This window comes from Streptomyces sp. NPDC058231 (assembly GCF_042882275.1).
Lineage (GTDB): Bacteria > Actinomycetota > Actinomycetes > Streptomycetales > Streptomycetaceae > Streptomyces.
Genome location: NZ_JBHVWN010000050.1, coordinates 1 through 17,009 on the forward strand (window position 1 = coordinate 1; position 17,009 = coordinate 17,009).

15 protein-coding genes and 1 riboswitch are annotated in these 17,009 nt (G+C 68.9%); of the genes, 4 read left to right on the plus strand and 11 right to left on the minus strand.

Annotation, left to right across the window (positions count from 1 at the left end):
- Positions 1-132: 132 nt before the first annotated feature.
- The 6 genes from ACFVXE_RS27420 to ACFVXE_RS27445 form a co-directional block, all read right to left on the minus strand.
- Positions 133-1,512, minus strand: coding sequence for an aminotransferase class V-fold PLP-dependent enzyme (locus ACFVXE_RS27420; RefSeq protein WP_389675034.1), 1,380 nt, complete (start codon positions 1,510-1,512; stop codon positions 133-135).
- 173 nt (positions 1,513-1,685) lie between these two features.
- Positions 1,686-1,803, minus strand: a riboswitch (SAM riboswitch).
- Between the two features lie 84 nt (positions 1,804-1,887).
- Positions 1,888-2,952 (minus strand): anthranilate phosphoribosyltransferase, encoded by a 1,065-nt coding sequence (trpD, locus tag ACFVXE_RS27425; RefSeq protein ID WP_389675036.1) that lies wholly within the window; start codon positions 2,950-2,952, stop codon positions 1,888-1,890.
- Between the two features lie 122 nt (positions 2,953-3,074).
- Positions 3,075-4,700, minus strand: a complete 1,626-nt coding sequence (locus ACFVXE_RS27430; RefSeq protein WP_389675038.1) for a cytochrome bc complex cytochrome b subunit — start codon at positions 4,698-4,700, stop codon at positions 3,075-3,077.
- Positions 4,697-5,749, minus strand: a complete 1,053-nt coding sequence (locus ACFVXE_RS27435; protein ID WP_389675040.1) for a Rieske 2Fe-2S domain-containing protein — start codon at positions 5,747-5,749, stop codon at positions 4,697-4,699. The genes ACFVXE_RS27430 and ACFVXE_RS27435 overlap by 4 nt, the downstream gene beginning before the upstream one ends.
- Positions 5,746-6,555, minus strand: a complete 810-nt coding sequence (locus tag ACFVXE_RS27440; protein WP_389675042.1) for a c-type cytochrome — start codon at positions 6,553-6,555, stop codon at positions 5,746-5,748. Before ACFVXE_RS27440 ends, ACFVXE_RS27435 begins: the two co-directional genes overlap by 4 nt.
- Before the next feature lie 62 nt (positions 6,556-6,617).
- Complete coding sequence (locus ACFVXE_RS27445) at positions 6,618-7,238, minus strand: heme-copper oxidase subunit III (RefSeq protein WP_389675044.1); 621 nt, start codon at positions 7,236-7,238, stop codon at positions 6,618-6,620.
- Between the two features lie 187 nt (positions 7,239-7,425).
- On the opposite strand from ACFVXE_RS27445, the gene ACFVXE_RS27450 reads away from it, so the two are divergent.
- On the plus strand, positions 7,426-7,824 hold the full coding sequence (locus ACFVXE_RS27450) for a hypothetical protein (protein WP_389675046.1): 399 nt from the start codon (positions 7,426-7,428) through the stop codon (positions 7,822-7,824).
- A gap of 75 nt (positions 7,825-7,899) precedes the next feature.
- Here the strand turns inward: ACFVXE_RS27450 and ACFVXE_RS27455 are convergent, their stop codons facing one another.
- From ACFVXE_RS27455 to coxB, 4 genes are all read right to left on the minus strand, one after another.
- On the minus strand, positions 7,900-9,156 hold the full coding sequence (locus ACFVXE_RS27455; RefSeq protein WP_389675048.1) for an Ig-like domain-containing protein: 1,257 nt from the start codon (positions 9,154-9,156) through the stop codon (positions 7,900-7,902).
- A gap of 125 nt (positions 9,157-9,281) precedes the next feature.
- Positions 9,282-9,680, minus strand: coding sequence for a cytochrome c oxidase subunit 4 (locus tag ACFVXE_RS27460; protein ID WP_389675050.1), 399 nt, complete (start codon positions 9,678-9,680; stop codon positions 9,282-9,284).
- Positions 9,677-11,413, minus strand: coding sequence for a cytochrome c oxidase subunit I (gene ctaD / locus ACFVXE_RS27465; RefSeq protein ID WP_389675052.1), 1,737 nt, complete (start codon positions 11,411-11,413; stop codon positions 9,677-9,679). Before ctaD ends, ACFVXE_RS27460 begins: the two co-directional genes overlap by 4 nt.
- Complete coding sequence (coxB, locus tag ACFVXE_RS27470) at positions 11,410-12,372, minus strand: cytochrome c oxidase subunit II (protein ID WP_389675054.1); 963 nt, start codon at positions 12,370-12,372, stop codon at positions 11,410-11,412. Before coxB ends, ctaD begins: the two co-directional genes overlap by 4 nt.
- A 270-nt stretch (positions 12,373-12,642) precedes the next feature.
- Here coxB and ACFVXE_RS27475 point away from each other — a divergent pair, with 270 nt between their 5' ends.
- Entirely contained in the window at positions 12,643-14,025 is a 1,383-nt protein-coding gene (locus ACFVXE_RS27475) for a cysteine desulfurase/sulfurtransferase TusA family protein (RefSeq protein WP_389675056.1), read from the plus strand.
- Here the strand turns inward: ACFVXE_RS27475 and ACFVXE_RS27480 are convergent, their stop codons facing one another.
- Entirely contained in the window at positions 14,026-15,000 is a 975-nt protein-coding gene (locus ACFVXE_RS27480) for a carbohydrate kinase family protein (protein WP_389675057.1), read from the minus strand. It abuts the gene before it with no gap.
- A 157-nt stretch (positions 15,001-15,157) separates the two neighbouring features.
- On the opposite strand from ACFVXE_RS27480, the gene ACFVXE_RS27485 reads away from it, so the two are divergent.
- Together ACFVXE_RS27485 and ACFVXE_RS27490 are read left to right on the plus strand one after the other, a co-directional pair.
- Positions 15,158-15,355 (plus strand): hypothetical protein, encoded by a 198-nt coding sequence (locus tag ACFVXE_RS27485; protein WP_389675059.1) that lies wholly within the window; start codon positions 15,158-15,160, stop codon positions 15,353-15,355.
- A gap of 141 nt (positions 15,356-15,496) precedes the next feature.
- A complete protein-coding gene (locus tag ACFVXE_RS27490; RefSeq protein ID WP_389675061.1) occupies positions 15,497-16,927 on the plus strand; it encodes a hypothetical protein in 1,431 nt (476 codons plus the stop codon).
- Positions 16,928-17,009 lie beyond the last annotated feature (82 nt).

A 17,009-nucleotide genomic window follows, 5' to 3' on the forward strand; every position in this document is an offset into this window, starting at 1 on the left:
TTCTGTTTGTATCGGCCCGCCCCCGGGGGCGGGCCCCTCCCCACCGGGCCCCCCGGCTTGGGCGCGGGTTCCCCGGGGGGGGGCGGGGGCCCGGCCCCCCCCCCCGGCCGAAGTGCTAGGGCCCGCGGCCCGTCAGACCTGTGCTGCGCCACGGTCCGGGACGCAGCGGCCCTCCTCGGTCCGGTACTTCCACTGGGCGCCCACACCCACCAGTTCCTTGACCGCGCGGACGAAGCGCTCGACGTGCTCGTCCGGCGTACCCGCGCCGAAGCTCACCCGGATCGCGTTCAGCTGGGGGGCGTCGCCCGGCTCCGCCTCCGGCGCACCGCACTCGCCCGGCTCCTGCGGGTCACTGCCCAGCAGCGTACGGACCAGCGGGTGAGCGCAGAACAGCCCGTCGCGCACCCCGATGCCGTACTCGGCCGAGAGCGCCGCGGCGAAGTGCGAGCTGTTCCAGCCCTCCACCACGAAGGAGATGACACCCACCCGCGGGGCGTCGTCGCCGAACAGCGACAACACCTTGACCTGGGGAACCTCGGCGAGACCCGCCCTGACCAGGGCGACCAGCCGCTGCTCGCGGGCGACGAGACGGTCGAAGCCGGCCTCGGCGAGGGCCCTGCAGGCGGAGGCGATCGAGTAGGCGCCGATGACGTTGGGCGAGCCGGCCTCGTGGCGGGCGGAGGTGGAGTGCCACTCGACGTCCACCCCGCCGTCGGCGCGCCTGGCGACCTTGCGCGAGGCGCCGCCACCGGCGAGGTACGGGTCCGCGTCCTGGAGCCAGTCGGCGCGGCCCGCGAGGACACCGGAGCCGAACGGCGCGTACAGCTTGTGCCCGGAGAAGGCGACCCAGTCGACGTCGAGCTCGTCGATGTCGACCGCGTGGTGCGGGGCGAGCTGCGCGGCGTCGAGGACGATCCGGGCGCCGTGCGCGTGGGCGGCGGCGGCCAGCTCCCGCACCGGCCACAGCTCACCGGTGACGTTCGAGGCGCCGGTGACACAGACCAACGCGGGGCCGTAGGGGTCACGCCCGGCGAGCGCCCGCTCCAGCGTCTCGACGGCCTGGGCCGGGGTGCGGGGGGCGTTCAGGTAGGTGACGCGGGCGTCGCGCCAGGGAAGCAGCGAGGCGTGGTGCTCGGTCTCGTACACGAAGACCTGGCAGTCTGCGGGGATCGCCGCGGCCAGCAGGTTCAGCGAGTCCGTCGTCGACCGGGTGAAGATCACCTGGTCGTCGGCGCGGCAGCCCAGGAACTCCGCGACGGTCCTGCGGCTGTTCTCGAAGAGATCCGTGGACAGCTGCGAGAGATAGCCGGCGCCGCGGTGCACGCTTCCGTAGTACGGGGCGTACGCGGCGACGTCGTCCCACACGCGCTGCAGGGCCGGGGCGCTGGCCGCGTAGTCCAGGGCGGCGTACGTGACCTCACCGCCGGTCACCAGCGGAACGGTCACATCTCGTCCCAGAACGGGCAGCGGGGTACAAAGGGACTGGTCGGCGGCAGCGGTGAAGACGGACATGGCGAACTCCCGTAACAGGCAGGCGAATTCACTGCGCAGGCGGGTACGCGGCAGCGCAGCTGAAGGTGAAGGGTGTGCGGAGAAGGGCCGACGGCCCTATCGCATTCGCGTGCTCACAAGAGGCTCCCTTGAGGACCAGGACCCCAGGGATGTGACATTCGGAGATGTCCAGGGGTCCGCGCTTGCCGCAGACCTCGCTGCCTACGGCCTGGTCTTCACCCGGGGCACCCCGCCACGGACGGAGGGTTGCCGGACAGCGGGCCGGGGCCGTAGTCGCTGTCACTCATGACCTGTCAAGCATCCTGCCACACGTGCGCCGACGCGCAAGGCGCAGTCCAAGATCTGGACTGCGCCCTGTGCCGGATTTCCTTGCGGTCAGGCGTTGCTGACCGCCACCCAGCGTTCCAGCGCCGCCTGGGCCGCACCGGAGTCGATGGACTCGGCGGCCTTCTCGATCCCGGCGGCGAGCCGCTCGTCCAGCGTGCCCTCGCCCGGGTCCAGCGCCGTCAGTGCCGCCGCCGTGTTGAGCAGTACGGCGTCCCGTACCGGACCGGTCTCACCGGCCAGCAGCCGGCGGGCCACATCGGCGTTGTACGACGCGTCGGCGCCCCGCAGCGCCTCGACGGGGACCAGCTCCAGGCCGACGTCGCGCGGATCGAACGCCTCCTCGCGCACCGCGCCGTCCCGGACCACCCAGACCCGGGAGGTGGCCGTGGTGGTCAGCTCGTCCAGACCGTCGTCGCCGCGGAAGACGAGCGCCGAGTTGCCGCGCGCCGCGAGCACGCCCGCGACGATGGGAGCCATCTTCGCATCGGCGACCCCGACGGCCTGGGAGCGCACCTGGGCCGGGTTGGTGAGCGGTCCGAGGATGTTGAACGTGGTCGGTGTGCCGAGCTCCTTGCGGGCCTTCGCCACGTACCGCAGGGCGGGGTGGAACTTCACCGCGAAGCAGAAGGTGATGCCGGCCTCCTCCGCGACCTGGACGACCCGCTGCGGGGTCAGTTCCAGGTTGACGCCGAGCTTCTCCAGGACGTCGGAGGCGCCGCTGGCCGAGGAGGAGGCGCGGTTGCCGTGCTTGACGACCTTGGCGCCGGTGCCCGCCACGACGATCGCGGACATCGTGGAGATGTTGACCGTCTTGGCGAGGTCCCCGCCGGTGCCGACGATGTCGACCGTGCGGCCCGGCACGTGGATCGTGGTGGCGTGCTCGTACATCGCGCGGACGAGTCCGGTGACCTCGTCGACGGTCTCGCCCTTGGCGCGCAGGGCGACGGCGAAACCGGCGATCTGCACGTCGGTCGCCTCACCGCTCATGATGTTGTCCATCGCCCAGGCGGTGTCGTCCGCGGTCAGGTTCTCGCCGCGCAGCAGGGGGTTCAGCACGCCCGGCCAGGAACGAGCCGCCACGCTGTCGCCGCCGACCGGGGTCACAACGTTCATGGTCCGCTCCTGGGGTCCACAGCCGAAAAAGGGATGACCCCACCTTATCGAGCGCCGGGGACAGCGAAGAGCCCCGTCCATCGAATGGACGGGGCTCCTGCTGTGGCGATCAGTTCAGGTGATCAGTGGTGGCCGTGGCCGCTGGTGATCTCCTTGTACTCCTCGACGGAGGGCTTGGCGATCTGGTTGTGCTCGCCGTAGTAGCCCTTGCTGAGCTTGGCCCGCAGCTTCTGCAGTGCGGGCACCTTGCGCTCGACACCGTTCTCGTCGACCGTCGGGCCGATCTCGACCGGCTTGTACTGCTCGTGCGCGGTGAGCGTGTGCAGCTGCTCGGGACCGAGCGGCTCGTGGATCTCGACGAACTCACCGTGCGGCAGGCGCTTGATGAGACCGGACTCGCGTCCGTGCAGCACCTTCTCCTTGTCGCGGCGCTGAAGGCCGAGGCAGATCCGCTTCGTGACGATGAACGCGACCACCGGGCCCACGAAGATGAAGATCCGGACGAACCACGAGATGGCGTTCAGCGAGAGGTGGAAGTGCGTGGCCCAGAGGTCGTTGCCACCGCCGATGAAGACGATCACGTACTCCGTGATCCAGGCGACGCCGAAGGCCGTCCGGGTCGGGGCGTTGCGCGGGCGGTCCAGCAGGTGGTGCTCGCGCTTGTCACCGGTGACCCAGGACTCGACGAACGGGTAGACCGCGATGATGGCGAGTACCAGTCCGAAGGCCATCAGCGGGATGAACACGCCCAGGACCAGCGTGTGGCCCCAGAGGTTGATCTCCCACCCCGGCATCACTCGGATCAGACCCTCGGCGAAGCCCATGTACCAGTCGGGCTGGGCGCCGGTGGACACCTGGTCCGGGCGGTACGGGCCGATGGCCCAGATCGGGTTGATCGAGGCGATGCCCGCGATGATCGCGATGACGCCGAAGACCAGGAAGAAGAAACCTCCGGCCTTCGCCATGTAGATCGGCAGCAGCGGCATGCCGACGACGTTCTTGTTGGTCCGGCCGGGACCCGCGAACTGCGTGTGCTTGTGGTAGAAGACCAGGATCAGGTGGCCGACCACCAGGCCGAGCATGATGCCCGGCAGCAGCAGGATGTGGATCGAGTAGAACCGCGCGACGAAGTCGCCGCCCGGGAACTCTCCGCCGAACAGGAACATCGAGATGTACGTGCCGACGATCGGCGTGGCCAGGATCGCGCCCTGGGTGAACCGGACACCGGTACCGGAGAGCAGGTCGTCCGGGAGCGAGTAACCGGTGAAACCGGTGAACATGCCCAGGACGAACAGCAGGAAGCCGAAGAGCCAGTTGATCTCACGGGGCTTGCGGAACGCACCCGTGAAGAAGACGCGCATCATGTGCACGAACATGCCGGCCAGGAAGATCAGCGCGGCCCAGTGGTGGATCTGGCGGACCAGGAGACCACCGCGGACGTCGAAGCTGATGTCCAGGGTCGAGGAGTAGGCCTCGGACATCCGGATGCCCTGCATCGGCTCGTACGAGCCGTGGTACACGACCTCGTTCATGCTCGGGTGGAAGAACAGCGTCAGATACACACCCGTGAGGATGATGATGATGAAGCTGTAGAGGCAGACCTCGCCGAGCATGAAGGACCAGTGGTCCGGGAAGATCTTGCGCATGTTGGACTTGGCCAGGGAGTAGATCCCGAGCCGGCCGTCCGCCCAGTCGGCCACCCGCTCACCGGCGGGCGCCTTGCGCTTGGTGTCTGTCGCAGTACTCATCCGCGCTCCCAGAAGGCAGGACCGACGGGCTCTTCGAAGTCACCGAGCGCTTCGAGGTTGCCCTCGGCGTTCACGCCGATCCGCAGCTGCGGAAGGGAGTGACCGGCCGGACCGAAGATGACGCGGGCGCCGTCGGAGAGGTCGAAGGTGGACTGGTGGCACGGGCAGAGCACGTGGTGCGTCTGCTGCTCGTACAGGCTGATCGGGCAGCCGACGTGGGTGCAGATCTTCGAGAAGGCCACGATGCCCTCGTGGGCCCACTCCCGCTCGCGCTTGTCCTTGATGTTCTCCGGCTGGATACGGATGATCATCAGCGCAGCCTTGGCGATCTGCGTCTGGAAGTCGTGCGCGTCCTCCTCCAGGCCCTCGGGCATGGCGAAGGTGAGCGAACCCACCGCGATGTCCTCGGGACGCAGCGGCTCCATCGTGTTCATGTTGATGAGCTGCTTGCCCTTGGCCCACAGGGTCTGGCGGAGCTTCTTCTCCGGCAGCGGACCGAGGTCGCGCAGCAGGACCACACCGGCGAGCGGCACCAGGGCCAGCGCACCGAACATGGTGTTGCGGATCAGCTTGCGCCGGCCGAAGGCGGACTCCTCGGCACCGGCCGCGAAGTCGGCGAGAACCTTCGCCTTGACCTCGGGCTCGGCCTCGATGGCGTGACGGTCGTCGGCGACCTCCACGTCGGACATCAGGGTGCGCGCCCAGTGGACGGCGCCCGCTCCGATCGTGAACAGGGCCACGCCCAGGGTCAGACCCAGCGAGAAGTTGAGCGCGCTCACATGGCCGAACGGCCAGATGTACACGATCTTGTCGACCGGGAAAATGACGTAGGAGGCGATGAAGCCGACCGTCGCGAGCATGGACACCACGAACATGAGCGCGACCGTGCGCTCGGAGCGCCTGGCGGCGCGCTCGTCGATGTCCTGGATGCGCGGCCGGTGGGCCGGCAGCCCCGGGTCCGCGAACGGGTCGCCCGCGCCCTCTACCGCGCCGTGCGCGGAGTCCTGCCCGGCGGGCAGGTTCTTCTCTGGAATCTCTTGGCTACTCATGACTTCTTGGCCTTAGCGGTGTGGGCCGCGACCCAGACGGCAACTGCGATCAGTGTGCCCAGCCCGAAGATCCAGCCGAACAGACCCTCGCTGACCGGACCGAGGCCGCCCAGCTTGAGGCCGCCAGGGCTCTCGGAGTCGGAGCTGTTCACGGTGTGGATGTACGCGATGATGTCCTTCTTCTGCTGCTCGGGCATCGTCGTGTCGGGGAAGGACGGCATGTTCTGCGGGCCGGTCTGCATGGCCTCGTAGATGTGCTTCGGGTCCACGTCCTCAAGGCTGGGCGCGTACTTGCCCTTGGTGAGCGCACCGCCCTCGCCGGTGAAGTTGTGGCACTGCGCGCAGTTGGTACGGAACAGGTCGCCACCCTTGGCGATGTTCGCACCGTCAGGGCTGACCTGGTCCTCGGTCGGCACGATCGGGCCGGCGCCGAGCGACGCGACGTACGCCGCGAGCTGGTCGATCTCGGCCTGGGAGTAGATGACCTTCTTCTTCGGTACCTGGGCACCCGGCTGCTGTGCCGGCATACGGCCGGTACCGACCTGGAAGTCGACGGCGGCGGAGCCCACGCCGACAAGGCTCGGCCCGTCGGTGGTGCCCTGACCGCCGGTTCCGTGGCAGCTGGCGCAACCGACGGAGTACAGCTTCTTGCCCTCATCGATGGCGAGGGACTGGGCGGTGTCGTCGGCCTGCGCCTTACTCGCGGGCGCAAACGCGGCGTACAGCCCCCCAGTGGCCGCCAGCGCGAGGAGTAGTACGACGACCGCCGCCAACGGATGGCGTCGTCGTGCGGAGAGCTTTTTCACGGATTACCCCGGTGTCAGGATCTTCTGCGTCGATGCTGGATGTGGTTCGGGTTCGAGCCCGGTTACTTGATCATGTAGATCGTGGCGAAGAGGCCGATCCACACGACATCGACGAAGTGCCAGTAATAGGACACGACGATGGCAGCGGTCGCCTGTTCGTGGGTGAACCTCTTGGCTGCGTATGTCCTGCCCAGAACGAGCAGGAAGGCGATGAGACCGCCTGTCACATGCAGACCGTGGAAGCCGGTGGTCAGGTAGAACACCGAGCCGTACGGATCGGAGGACAGCGAGAGGCCGTCCTTCTTCACCAGCTCGGTGTACTCGAGGACCTGGCCTCCGATGAAGATCGCACCCATCACGAAAGTGATCATGAACCAGGCACGGAGCTTCTTCACATCGCCCCGCTCCGCGGCGAAGACGCCGAGCTGGCAGGTGAGGGAGGAGAGCACCAGGATCGTGGTGTTCGTCGCCGAGAACGGGAAGTTCAGGGCCGAAGCCATTTCCTTCCAGTGGTCGGGTCCCATCACCGATCGCAGGGTGAAGTACATCGCGAAGAGGGCCGCGAAGAACATCAGCTCGGAACTCAACCAGATGATGGTTCCGACGCTGGTGAGGTTCGGTCGATTGACCGACGGGTGCGCGTGCCCGGTTTCTACTGTCGTTGCTGTCGCCACGACCGACATTATGTCGGTCGCTTATCCCGCCCTCACTCCGGGGGGTGCCGTTCGGTGTGTCAGGAGGGTGTGTCCTCCCCGAACGGCCCATCGAATCGCTGTCATTAGCGGTACTGACAGGCTGTCCGCCGGAGTACGATCCGCGCACCGGTTCATGCCCAGAGAGCCCCGAAGACACAGATGTCACGGAGGAACAATGCAGCCGACCGCCACGGTCCTGGTCTACAGCGACGACGCCAACATCCGTGAGCAGGTGAGGCTGGCCGCCGGTCGCAGGCCTGCGGCGGACGTACCACCGGTCGAGTTCGTGGAGTGCGCCACCCTGCCCGCGGTACTGACCGCCCTGGACAACGGCGGCATCGACGTGTGCGTGCTGGACGGCGAGACGGCGCCCGCGGGCGGCATGGGCGTCTGCCGGCAGATCAAGGACGAGATCTTCCACTGCCCGCCCGTGCTGCTGCTCATCGGCCGCCCGCAGGACGCCTGGCTGGCCACCTGGAGCCGCGCGGACGCCGCGGTGACCCTTCCGGTCGAGCCGGTCGGGTTCGCGGACTCCCTGGCCGCCCTGCTGCGCAGCAGGCTCTGCAACGCCTGACGGGTCCGGCGGCCGCCACGGTCGCCTCCGTGGCCCTTCCTGTCCCTCAGAGGGGCAGCGCACTCCCCTGGCCGGTCAGACCTCGGGGCGCAGGCGCGCCGCCTGAATCGTGTCCGAGCGGTCCGGGGTGGCGTTGTTCTGCAGGGCGCTGCCCTTCTGCCAGTTGGCCCAGGACAGGTTCCAGTCGCCGATGCCGTTGTCGAACGGTGTCATCGTCGGCCCCGCACTGTTGACGACCTTGACGATGTCGCCGGTACGCACGGTGTTGTAGAACCACTCGGCCTGACTGGTACTCATGCCCGTGCAGCCGTGGCTGACGTTCTCGTAGCCCTGCGAGCCCGTGGACCAGGGCGCCGCGTGCACGTACTCGCCGCTCCAGGTGACCCGGGTCGCGTAATAGACCTGAAGGTCGTACCCGTCGTCCGAGTTCGCCGAGATTCCGATGGTCTCCCCGCGCATGCGTACGGAGTACTCCTTGCTCAGCACGACCTTGACGCCGTTACGGGTGTCGAAGCCGGGCCTGCCGGTGGTCACCGGAATGGTGTTGATCACTTCTCCGTTGCGCTTCACCGTCATGGAGTGGGTCGCGGCGTCGGTGATGGCCTCGATGCGGTCGCCGGTAGTGATCTTCAACGCCTTGGTGGGCGCCCCGTAGAGCTTGTCGGTGACCTTGACGCCCCCCAGGTTGCTGGTCGCCACGATGGAGGCCCTGGCCGGCCAGTACTCCTGCGGGCGGTAGTGCAGCGTCTTGTCGTCGACCCAGTACCAGGAGCCCGACACGGAGGGCGTGGAGCGGACCTTCAGGGAACGCTCCACGACGGCTCTGGAGGCCTTGTTCCTGACCGGAGCGCTGAGTACCGCCGTGATGGGCTCCCCCACGCCGTAGGTGCCCGCCTGCGGGCCGAAAGTGACCTTCAGGAACTTCTTCGCCGGGGCCGTCTCGAAGGAGAGCGTACGGGTGCCCGGGGCGCCGTCGTCGTCCTCGACGCTGACCTTCACGGAGTAGCGGGAACCGGCGGCGAGCGGGGCGGTGGAGTGCCAGCGCAGTCCGTCGGCGGCGAGTTCGCCCGCGACGTGGTGTCCGGCCCCGTCCACGGCCGTCACATCCGTGATCCGGCCGTCGTCACCCGTGGCGGTGACTTCGAGTGGCTTGTCGGGGTCGGCCTTCTCATCCCCTCCTGGGATGTTGGAGGAGATCTCGTCCGCCGCGTCGTACGGCTGCGCGGAGAGCGGATGGCCATCTGGCCCGCCACAGGCGGTCGCCCCTGCGACCAGGGCCACGAGCAGCAGGGTGCAGCCCGCTACGGGGCTGAGGCGCGGCGTGATGTTCATGAACCCACGCTAAGAAGATTCATCAGTTTCAGCGCGCCGGGTGACTGCAAACGGGGGGCCCGTGCTTCTCGTGCGAGAAGTACGGGCCCCCCGTCAGGTGGAGCGGTGTCACCGGTCAAGCGGTGTCACTGGGTGCGGTTCTCACCGCGGTAGTACTCGAAGACCCAGCCGAACAGGCCGATCAGGATGACCGGGGCCGAGAAGTAGAGCAGCCACCATCCGAAGACGATGCCCAGGAAGGCGAGGGCGCCGCCGACGGCCAGCGAGAGCGGCTGCCAGCTGTGCGGGGAGAAGAACCCCACCTCGCCGGCCTCGTCCGCCACATCGGCTTCCTTGTTGTCCTGCGCCATCGCGTCGACCCGCCTGGCCGTGAAGGCCAGGTAGAAGCCGATCATGACGCTCAGGCCGAAGGCCAGGACGAGGGCGGTGGTGCCGACCGGCTCCTTGGACCACACGCCGTAGGTGACGGCCATGACGAGGATGAAGAGCGCCAGGCCGAGGAACATCTTGCCCTGAATCTTCACTTGCCCGCCTCCTTGCCACCGGCGAGGGCCTTGTCACCCTCGGAGTGGTGCTCCAGCTGTTCGAGCGCCGAGATCTCCGGGTGGTGCAGGTCGAACGCCGGGGATTCGGAACGGATCCGCGGCAGGGTGAGGAAGTTGTGCCGCGGCGGCGGGCAGGACGTCGCCCACTCCAGCGAACGGCCGTAGCCCCACGGGTCGTCGACCTCGATCTTCTTGCCGTACTTGGCGGTCTTCCACACGTTGTAGAGGAACGGGAGAATCGACAGGCCGAGCAGGAACGAGGAGATCGTCGAGACCGTGTTCAGCGCGGTGAAGCCGTCGGCGGCGAGGTAGTCCGCGTAACGGCGCGGCATGCCCTCCGCACCCAGCCAGTGCTGCACCAGGAACGTGCCGTGGAAGCCGATGAACAGCGTCCAGAAGGTGATCTTGCCGAGCCGCTCGTCCAGCATCTTGCCGGTGAACTTCGGCCACCAGAAGTGGAAGCCGGAGAACATCGCGAACACCACGGTGCCGAAGACGACGTAGTGGAAGTGCGCGACCACGAAGTACGAGTCCGAGACGTGGAAGTCCATCGGCGGGGACGCCAGGATCACACCGGTCAGACCGCCGAAGGTGAAGGTGATCAGGAAGCCGATCGCCCAGAGCATCGGTGTCTCGAAGGACAGCGAGCCCTTCCACATGGTGCCGATCCAGTTGAAGAACTTCACCCCGGTGGGCACCGCGATGAGGAACGTCATGAACGAGAAGAACGGCAGCAGCACACCACCGGTGACGTACATGTGGTGCGCCCACACGGTCACCGAGAGACCGGCGATCGAAATCGTCGCGGCCACCAGGCCGATGTAGCCGAACATCGGCTTCCGGCTGAACACCGGGATCACTTCGGAAATGATTCCGAAGAACGGTAGGGCGATGATGTACACCTCTGGATGGCCGAAGAACCAGAAGAGGTGTTGCCAGAGCAGCGCTCCGCCGTTGGCCGCGTCGAAGACATGCGCACCGAACTTGCGGTCCGCCTCCAGCGCGAAGAGCGCGGCGGCGAGCACCGGGAAGGCCAGCAGGACCAGCACACCGGTCAGCAGGACGTTCCACACGAAGATCGGCATCCGGAACATCGTCATGCCGGGTGCGCGCATGCAGATGATCGTGGTGATGAAGTTGACCGAACCGAGGATCGTGCCGAAGCCGGAGAAGGCCAGACCCATGATCCACATGTCGGCGCCGACACCCGGCGAACGGACCGCGTCCGAGAGCGGGGAGTAGGCGAACCACCCGAAGTCGGCCGCACCGGCCGGCGTCAGGAAACCGGCCACGGCGATGATCGAGCCGAAGAGGTACAGCCAGTACGCGAACATGTTCAGCCGCGGGAACGCCACGTCGGGCGCGCCGATCTGCAGCGGCATGATCCAGTTCGCGAACCCGGCGAACAGCGGCGTCGCGAACATCAGCAGCATGATCGTGCCGTGCATCGTGAACGCCTGGTTGAACTGCTCGTTCGACATGATCTGCGTGCCGGGACGGGCCAGCTCGGCGCGCATGAAGAGCGCGAGCACACCGCCGATGCAGAAGAACGCGAACGACGTGACCAGATACATCGTGCCGATCGTCTTGTGGTCAGTGGTGGTCAGCCACTTGATGACGACGTTCCCCGGCTGCTTCAGCCGGACCGGCAGCTCGTCCTCGTACGAGTCGTCTGCTGCCGCGGCACCCTGAGATTCGTTGAGGATGCTCACAGTTTGTTCGTCTCCGCATTCCTGGCCGGGTCCGTCTGCTCGATGCCGGCCGGCACGTAGCCCGTCTGGCCCTTCTTGGCCAGCTCCTTGAGGTGCGCCTGGTAGCGCTCCGGGGAGACGACCTTCACGTTGAAGAGCATCCGGGAGTGGTCGGCGCCGCAGAGTTCGGCGCACTTGCCCAGGAAGGTGCCCTCCTGGTTGGGAGTCACCTCGAAGGAGTTGGTGTGGCCCGGAATGACGTCCTGCTTCATGAGGAACGGCACCACCCAGAAGGAGTGGATGACGTCACGCGAAGTCAGAATGAAACGGACCTTCTCGCCCTTCGGCAGCCACAGCGTCGGGCCCGGGTTGCCGGTCTGCGGGTTCCGGGTTCCCGGGATGCCGACGTCGTAGACGCCGTCCGCACCCTTGGGGAAGTCATCCCGGAACCGGTTCGGGATGGCGTCGAGCTCCTTGGGGATCTTGTTGCCCGTGGCGGTCGAGCCGTCCACGTTCTCGATGTAGTTGAAGCCCCAGCTCCACTGGTAGCCGACCACGTTGATGGTGTGGGCAGGCTTCGGGGAGAGCGAGAGGAGCTTCGATTCATCGCGCGCGGTGAAGTAGAAGAGCACCGAGACGATGATGAGAGGGACCACGGTGTACAGCGCCTCGATGGGCATGTTGTACCGGGTCTGCGGAGGTACCTCCACCTTGGTGCGGCTGCGCCGGTGGAAGATGACACTCCACAGGATCAGGCCCCAGACCAGCACGCCCGTGGCGAGCGCTGCCGCCCACGAGCCCTGCCAGAGGGAAAGGATCCGTGGTGCCTCTTCCGTTACCGGCGTGGGCATACCAAGGCGGGGGAAGTCCTTGTATGTGCAACCGGTGGCGGTCGCCAGGATCAGGCCCGCAGTCAGCACCTGCGGCAGCTTCCGCCGCATCGGGCGCCGCGACGAGCGGTCGGAGCCGTTGGGACTCACGTAGCGCCTTCCCGAGAGTCTCGCCCGCGCGTTCGGCGCGGCCGTCTCTCTGGTCGGTCGCCGCCCTGACGCGGGCAGGGGTTTGGATGTTTATGCGGACCAAACCCTACTGGACGCTATTTGGGGTCGCGAGGGGAGGGTGCCCAACGCGCCGCCCGACACCCCGAAGGGGTGGAATCCGGGCCTCCGGCCGTCATCTGACGCCCCCTCTCCTGCCCGTGCGGACAGCGTGGCGCGGAGGCCGCGCCACGGGCGGGCTAGCGTGGCGGTGTGCCCTACTTCGATGCCGCATCCGCCGCTCCCCTGCACCCCGTCGCCCGCCAGGCGCTGCTTGCCGCGCTGGACGAGGGCTGGGCCGACCCGGCCCGGCTCCACCGCGAGGGGCGGCGGGCCCGGCTGCTGCTGGACGCGGCCCGGGAGGCCGCCGCCGAGGCGGTGGGCTGCCGCCCGGACGAGCTGGCCTTCACCGCGTCGGGGACCCGGGCGGTGCACGACGGAATTTCCGGGGCCCTTGCCGGGCGTCGGCGTGTCGGCCGCCATCTGGTGGTCTCGGCGGTCGAACACTCGTCGGTCCTCCATTCGGCCGCCACTCATGAGGCGCAGGGCGGGACGTCCGTCGAGGTACCGGTGGACCGGGCGGGGACGGTGAGCGCGGCGGCGTACGGGGAGGCCCTGCGCGAGGACACCGCGCTGGCCTGCCTGCAGTCGGCCAACCACGAGGTCGGCACGGAGCAGCCGGTGGCCGAGGTCGCGGAGGTCTGCCGGGCGGTGGGCGTACCGCTGTTCGTGGACGCCGCGCAGTCGCTGGGCTGGGGTCGGGTGCCGGGCGGCTGGTCGTTGCTTGCGGCGAGCGCCCACAAGTGGGGCGGGCCCGCCGGAGTGGGGCTGCTCGCCGTGCGCAAGGGGGTCAGGTTCTCCCCCCAAGGCCCGGCGGACGAACGGGAGTCGGGGCGTGCCGCCGGGTTCGAGAACATTCCGGCTGTCGTCGCAGCGGCGGCGTCGCTGCGCGCCGTCCACGCGGAGGCGGCGGCGGAATCCGTACGGCTGCGGGCGCTGGTGGACCGGATCCGGACGCGGGTTCCGGAACTGGTGCCCGACGTGGAGGTGGTCGGTGATCCGGTGCGGCGACTGCCGCACCTGGTGACCTTCTCCTGCCTCTACGTCGACGGGGAGACGCTCCTCCACGAGCTGGACCGGGCGGACTTCTCCGTGTCGTCCGGGTCGTCCTGCACCAGCAGCACGCTGACTCCGAGCCACGTGCTCAAGGCGATGGGCGTGCTGTCGGAGGGAAACGTCCGCGTGTCGCTGCCGGCCGGCACCACGGAGGAGGACGTCGAACGCTTCCTCCGGGCGCTGCCGGGGGCGGTGTCAGGGGTGCGGGAGAGGCTGGGCGCCCCCGTCCCGCCGGCTCCCGCCGCGGGCGCGGCCCGGTCCCTGGTCGTCGACGCACTGGGGAAGCGGTGCCCGATTCCGGTGATCGAGCTCGCAAAGGTGATCGGAGAGGTACCGGTCGGCGGGACGGTGACCGTGCTCTCCGACGACGAGGCGGCACGGCTGGACATCCCGGCCTGGTGCGTGATGCGGGAGCAGGAGTACGTGGGTGAGGAGCCGGCGGACCGGGGCTCGGCCTATACGGTCCGCCGGCTGTCCTGACTAGGCGAGGTGCGTGCGGACCTCGGCGGCGGCGTCGTGCCCGTACGCCTTGGTGAAGCGGTCCATGAAGTGGGTGCGGCGCAGGGTGTACTCCTGGGTGCCGACCGTCTCGATGACCAGCGTGGCGAGCATGCAGCCGACCTGCGCGGCGCGCTCCAGGCCGACGCCCCAGGCGAGGCCGGAGAGGAATCCGGCGCGGAAGGCGTCGCCGACGCCCGTCGGGTCGGCCTTCGTGTCCTCCTCCGGGCAGCCGACCTCGATGGCCTCCTGGCCGGCCCGCTCGATCCGGACGCCGCGGGCGCCGAGCGTGGTGACGCGGTGGCCGACCTTGGCGAGGATCTCCTCGTCGGTCCAGCCGGTCTTGGACTCGATGAGCCCCTTCTCGTACTCGTTGGAGAAGAGGTACGTGGCGCCGTCGAGCAGGATCCGGATCTCGTCACCGTCCATCCGGGCGATCTGCTGCGAGAAGTCGGCGGCGAACGGAATGCCGCGGGAGCGGCACTCCTCGGTGTGGCGGAGCATCGCCTCGGGGTCGTCGGCACCGATCGAGACGAGGTCGAGACCGCCGACACGGTCGGCGACGGCCTTCAGCTCGATCAGCCGGGCCTCGCTCATCGCGCCCGTGTAGAAGGAGCCGATCTGGTTGTGGTCGGCGTCCGTCGTGCAGACGAAACGGGCGGTGTGCAGGACCTCGGAGATCCGGACCGAGCCGGTGTCGACGCCGTGGCGCTCGAGCCAGGCGCGGTACTCGTCGAAGTCGGAGCCTGCGGCGCCGACCAGGACCGGTCCGGTGCCGAGCAGACCCATGCCGAAGCAGATGTTGGCGGCGACACCGCCCCGCCGCACGTCGAGGTTGTCGACCAGGAACGAGAGCGAGACCGTGTGCAGCTGCTCGGCGACCAGCTGGTCGGCGAAACGGCCGGGGAAGGTCATGAGGTGATCGGTGGCGATGGAGCCGGTGACTGCGATTCGCACGGGGAGACTGCTCCTGCGGAGGTCGGGGGGAACGGGGACTTCGCTCCCAGGACGGCGTGACAGTTCACGCTACCCGTTCCGGGCGCTCACCGAAGGGGGAAAAACTACCCGATAGTAGGTCTTTTGCACTGATGCCTGTGGTGCCTACGGTGCGGTTATGTCTGAGAACAACGCCCCGCGCGAGTCCGAGATCAGCCTGGCCGAGCTGCGCGGTGACTGCGCGCGAATGGCTCCGCACTGGTTGGTACCCGCGAAGGCCGCCCCCACCCCTGTGGCGCCCTCCCTGATCCACGGCGTGACCGTGCCGGCCGCGTCCGCGCGGCTGATCGACAAGATGTCCGATTACGGCGACTGACGGCCGCGCCCGCCCCCGTCCGGGACCCGCGCAGGGAACCGGGCGCTGCCGAGCTCCGTCCCATCGCTGTCCGCACTCGCGGGACAGCCGATGACCGTGCGACGGTCATGGTGAGGGCAACGCAGTCGAAGGAGCGATCCGGTGAGCACCGAGCGACCCGACAACGACGTGACCGCCCCGGGACGGCGGCGGTCGCCGCTGGCCGTGGCTTCCGTGGCGGCGGCGGTGCTGCTGGCCGGGGGCGGCAGCGCGTACTGGGCTGCCGCGGACGCGGGCAGCGCGGGCGGCAGCGACCGCCCCCCTCCCCCGCTCGCGCTCGACGGGAGCCCGACGGGCCCGGCGGCGCCCCCGGAGGGAATCGCTCCGGGCGAGCCCGACCCCAGTGGCGACGGCGTGGTCTACCGGGCGTCCGGCAAACTGCCCGACGGCCCGTCCGAGGCCGCCGTCCACCGCGCGAGGGGCACCGTCTCCGCTGCGCAGGTGACCCGGCTGGCGAGGGCGTTGGGCCTGGAGGGTGCCGCGCGGGCCGAGGGCACGGCCTGGAAGGTGGGGTCCGACGGAGACGGCTCAGGTCCGGTCCTGCGGGTGACCAAGCAGGCGCCGGGCACCTGGACCTTCGCCAGGTACGGTTCCGGCGGCACGGACAACTGCCGGAGCACGACGGTGTGCGCGGACCGGCACACGGCGCCGGGCGGCACGGAGTCCCCGGTGAGCGAGAAGGCGGCGAAGGCCGCCGCGGTCCCCGTGCTGAAGGCGGCGGGCCAGGACGACGCGGCCCTCGACGCGACCCAGCTCATGGGCGCGGTACGGGTGGTGAACGCGGACCCGGTGGTGGGCGGCCTGCCCACGTACGGATGGGCGACCGGGATCCAGGTGGGGCCCGACGGCCAGGTCGTCGGCGGGAGCGGGCAGCTGAAGGGCCTGGAGAAGGGCACCGAGTACCCGGTGATCAGCGCGGACGACGCGCTGAAGCAGCTGAACGGGGCAGGCCGCGCGGACGGTTCGCGCACCGGTGTCGGCGGGTGCGCCACCCCTGCACCCCTGGACGACGGTGGACCGGCGTCGCCGCGTGCCGCCTGCGGGACACGGACCGGCGCGGAACCGAGGACATCGGTCGTCACGGTCGACAAGGCGGTCTTCGGCCTCGCGATGCGGTACGCGGACGGGGAGCGGCTGCTCGTCCCCTCATGGCTCTTCTCGGTGCACCCGGCCGCGGGCGGGCGGGGCACCACGGTGGCGCAGGTCGCGGTGGACCCCGACTCGCTGGTGAAGCCTTCGAAGGCCCCGGGTACGGACCCGGGATCGGCCCGGCCGGCACGGCACCTCACTTCGTACACCGCGGACGGCCGGACGCTGAAGGTGACGTTCTGGGGCGGGGTGTGCAGCAGGTACACCGCGAGCGCGACGGAGAGCACGGACGCGGTACGGGTGACGGTCAACGAGTCGGTCCCGGACCCGAAGAAGGTCTGCATCATGATCGCCAAGGAGCTGACCCGGACGGTGACGCTGGACGCGCCGCTGGGCGACCGGAAGGTGCTCGACGCGGCGGGCGGCACGGTGGCGCGCGGCTGAGGTCATTCCCGTAGGTTCACGACGGAAGGCAGAAGGCGGCGGCCACCCCAAAACAGGGGCCGCCCCCGAGTGTCCGGTAGAC

Bases quoted from the DNA above. Each gene is read 5' to 3' on its own strand.
- ACFVXE_RS27430 (WP_389675038.1), bottom strand. From the start codon at position 4,700: ATGAGTACTGCGACAGACACCAAGCGCAAGGCGCCCGCCGGTGAGCGG.
- ACFVXE_RS27485 (WP_389675059.1), top strand. From the start codon at position 15,158: ATGTCTGAGAACAACGCCCCGCGCGAGTCCGAGATCAGCCTGGCCGAG.
- ACFVXE_RS27450 (WP_389675046.1), top strand. From the start codon at position 7,426: ATGCAGCCGACCGCCACGGTCCTGGTCTACAGCGACGACGCCAACATC.
- ACFVXE_RS27435 (WP_389675040.1), bottom strand. From the start codon at position 5,749: ATGAGTAGCCAAGAGATTCCAGAGAAGAACCTGCCCGCCGGGCAGGAC.
- trpD (WP_389675036.1), bottom strand. From the start codon at position 2,952: ATGAACGTTGTGACCCCGGTCGGCGGCGACAGCGTGGCGGCTCGTTCC.
- ACFVXE_RS27420 (WP_389675034.1), bottom strand. From the start codon at position 1,512: ATGTCCGTCTTCACCGCTGCCGCCGACCAGTCCCTTTGTACCCCGCTG.
- ACFVXE_RS27455 (WP_389675048.1), bottom strand. From the start codon at position 9,156: ATGAACATCACGCCGCGCCTCAGCCCCGTAGCGGGCTGCACCCTGCTG.
- ACFVXE_RS27445 (WP_389675044.1), bottom strand. From the start codon at position 7,238: ATGTCGGTCGTGGCGACAGCAACGACAGTAGAAACCGGGCACGCGCAC.